Source organism: Pseudoalteromonas sp. SG44-1, from assembly GCF_014164315.1.
Taxonomy (GTDB): Bacteria; Pseudomonadota; Gammaproteobacteria; order Enterobacterales; family Alteromonadaceae; genus Pseudoalteromonas; species Pseudoalteromonas rhizosphaerae.
In genome coordinates this window covers 1-3,151 of the sequence record NZ_JACJEW010000123.1, presented here as the reverse complement: position 1 = coordinate 3,151, position 3,151 = coordinate 1, and the positions used below count along the sequence as shown (strand labels likewise).

Annotated in this window: 1 protein-coding gene; it reads right to left on the bottom strand. The window is 39.3% G+C overall.

Annotated elements, in window-relative coordinates; translation table 11 throughout:
- Positions 1–164: 164 nt before the first annotated feature.
- Positions 165–2,288 (bottom strand): TonB-dependent receptor, encoded by a 2,124-nt coding sequence (locus H5187_RS22910; protein ID WP_182798414.1) that lies wholly within the window; start codon positions 2,286–2,288, stop codon positions 165–167.
- Positions 2,289–3,151: the final 863 nt, after the last annotated feature.

Sequence of the window (3,151 nt, the reverse complement as noted above, 5' to 3'; positions counted from 1 at the left end):
AAATAAAGCGCTAACTGCGTTATAATTTTTTCAAGTAGAACAACTACATGTCAAAATTTACGCCTTGTTATCACTGTATTTATCTGTCGCTATAAATGGTCAGTAACTTAACACGATTGGTATAAGAGCTGTTTTATTTAACAAACACTTATAGCAAGCGCTGTTTAAAAACGCGCTCTTACACCTATACTAAATGAGCGACCTGGAAGTGGTGCTTCGTCTTTTAAGTAAGATGAATGCACGCGCGCTTCTTGATCGGTTAGATTGTCGGCTTTTAAATACAATGTCATGTCAACGTTACCTAAATCAAGGTAATAGTTAGCAGCGGCTGATAGCATGGTATAGCCGTCGGTGGTGGTTTCGTTTGCGGCAATTTTATCTTGCTTACTGTTGCGAGTGACTTCTACTTCAGTGTGCCAATTACCGTATTCATAATGTATTGAAGAACCAACACGTAATGGTGGGATCCTTGGTACGTTACCGCCTTTATCTAGTTTAGCGCGGGTATAATCCGAAAACACATCCAGACGCCATTGTTCGTTTAAGTGCCAGTCAACTTGTGCTTCAAAACCATAGAGTTTAGCATCTCCTTGCGCAAAATTTACCACAGGTAAGCCATCAGTCTCTTCATCTGAAGCTGCACCTGTATCTTGTAATTGATCATAAGCTTGGGAAGTAATAAACTCACCATCACTTAGTACAAGGTTGCTAAAGTCTTCGTAAATATAATCGTCAATTTGGTTCTGGAATATACTGATGCTGGCATTCCAGCTATCAGCGTTATAGCGATATGTAGCGTCTAAGTTGTTTGATACTTCTTTATCCATACTCTGGGCAACTTGAGCCACAGAGTAAGTACCATCACTGTTATTAACAACATCAAAAGCACCGCCTACTTCATATGTGCCTGAGCCTATGTGTGGGCCGTAGGCATAAATTTCTGATGCCGAAGGAGCTCGTTGTGAATATGCATAATTAAATGCTAATGAGTGCTTGTCGTTAATGCTCCAAACTACTCCTGCAGAGCCTGAAACCGCCGTGTAATCTTCATCTGCAAATGAGATACTATTATCGTTTGATAGCTCATCAAAAAATTGGTTATTCACTTTATGGGTTAGTTGCTCCACGCGTGTACCAAGCTGCCACAATAAAGCACCTGTTTGTTTTTCTTCCATTAAAAATGCGGCTAAACTGTCGGTTTTTGTTGGTGGTGTGAAGGCTTCTTCGCCAATCGCTTCAAAATCACTTTTGTTATAATGTAAGCCCATTATACCGTGCCAACCATAAACCGCGCTGTGCTCTGCCCATAGTCTAGACTCGATACTTTCATTTTTAAAAGTAGTGCCTATTTCAGTCCCTTCAATTTCTGAGTGTTGGTAATCAGTATATGCATTTTGCCAATGCACCGATTTTATAAAACCGTCAAGATTATTCCAATCAACAACACCTTGATAGCGGTCTTGTTTTAACTTAATAATTACGCCATCTTCACCCGGTAAACCGTATTCTGAGTCCATTGAGCCATAGGCAAAAGCGACGCGTGTATCGTCAGTGATCCAGCCAGCTCCTAAGTTATAACCGTGTGCATCGATTGCTGAGTTTGAGAGTTTAGTACTGCCACCATGTTCATTAATATCAGCGGGAACAGGTATTTTATAGTCACCGGTATTACGGTTGTAAGCATCAATATGAACAGCAAAGTCGCCCGTTCCGGCATTTAAATCAGTAGATGTTGTTTTTGAATCTGCTACGTTATCGTACTGAGCAAATACTTCTCCAGTAATACCTTGTTGTCTTTCAATGGGGAGGCGGTTATCAACCACATTAACAACGCCGCCAATTGCACCACTACCATAAAGCAAAGTAGCAGGGCCGCGTAATACTTCAATTTGTGTGGCCGTAGAGGTTTCGGTTGATACTTGGTGATCGGGGCCAACGCGTGATGCATCAGATGCGCCTAATCCGTTTTGTACAACCTTGATTCGAGGTCCATCTAATCCTCGGATAATTGGGCTACTGGCAACGGGTCCAAAATAAGAGCTGTGTACACCTGGCACATTTTTTAAGGTTTCGCCAAGGGTTGCTGCTTGGTGCTGATCAAGCTCTTCGCCACTAAGAATTGATACTGGGGTGCTTGATTCAAGTACGGTACGTTTAAGCGGTGAAGCTGTAATAACAATTTTTTCTAAATCGCTTTCATCTTTTTGTATTTGTTTCTCTGCTGCCATTGCGTGTGTACTGATAGCAGTTAATACCGCCAAAACTAATGGTGAATACTTAATTTTCATTATTTAATCTCTAAAATTTGCACTAAAACTGGCTGCTTACCCAATGGCAAACAGTCTTTATAAAACGGTTTTTTAACAGTGAACTTTAAAGAGTATTCGGTGGGTCACGATTACCTGAAAACGCAACGATTGCGCTAAATTGAGGAGAGTGTAAGGCTAAAACAGCGCTGTAGCGGTTGCTTTCAGGTTCAAATATACTGGTGGTAGGAGATATTAAATCGTCAAAATCAAACGAACTTATGCAGAGTTGGCACTCTGTGCTGCTTTGTACTGCGTGAACAGTTGAGTGCCACTGTGAAAAAACACTGAACAGCAGTAAAAGCACCATTAAATATTTTAATAGCGTTTTATTGTGTCTGAGTGAGTGTAAATTCATGTGTTTCATCAAGTGATAGTATAACGTTGTTTTTTTTGCAATGTCGAGAGCTGAATAAGTAAAATAATCTGTTTAATTATAAGTTTTTACTTTGTTATTTATAATCAGTGGTTTATGTTTTATTTTGATAAATAAAACCTCTAGATCAGACATCAATCAGGGAATAGGCCTTGCTTAGTTAGTTTGCCATTTTTTTATCAGTTCAACGCTTTTACCCAAAAACGATAATTTATAGGCTGTCGTTATGAGTGACAACGTCACTAGCGATATAGACTGAGCAGCCATATTTGCTTGCTTTTAAAAGTAAGTTTGCATTTTAGGTAATTTCAAGGTGGAGGTTAGATATTTAAAAATCATACCAATCATACCAATCTGCCAAATTATGTGATCTAATTAGCACACTGATACTTATCTACTTTTACTAAATTGAACTTAGAAAAATCCAAGCAACTTTTAGCTTTATCACGTAAAGAGCCTAATGCGAGAA

Coding starts and splice junctions, on each gene's coding strand:
- H5187_RS22910 (WP_182798414.1), bottom strand. CDS start 2,288: ATGAAAATTAAGTATTCACCATTAGTTTTGGCGGTATTAACTGCTATC.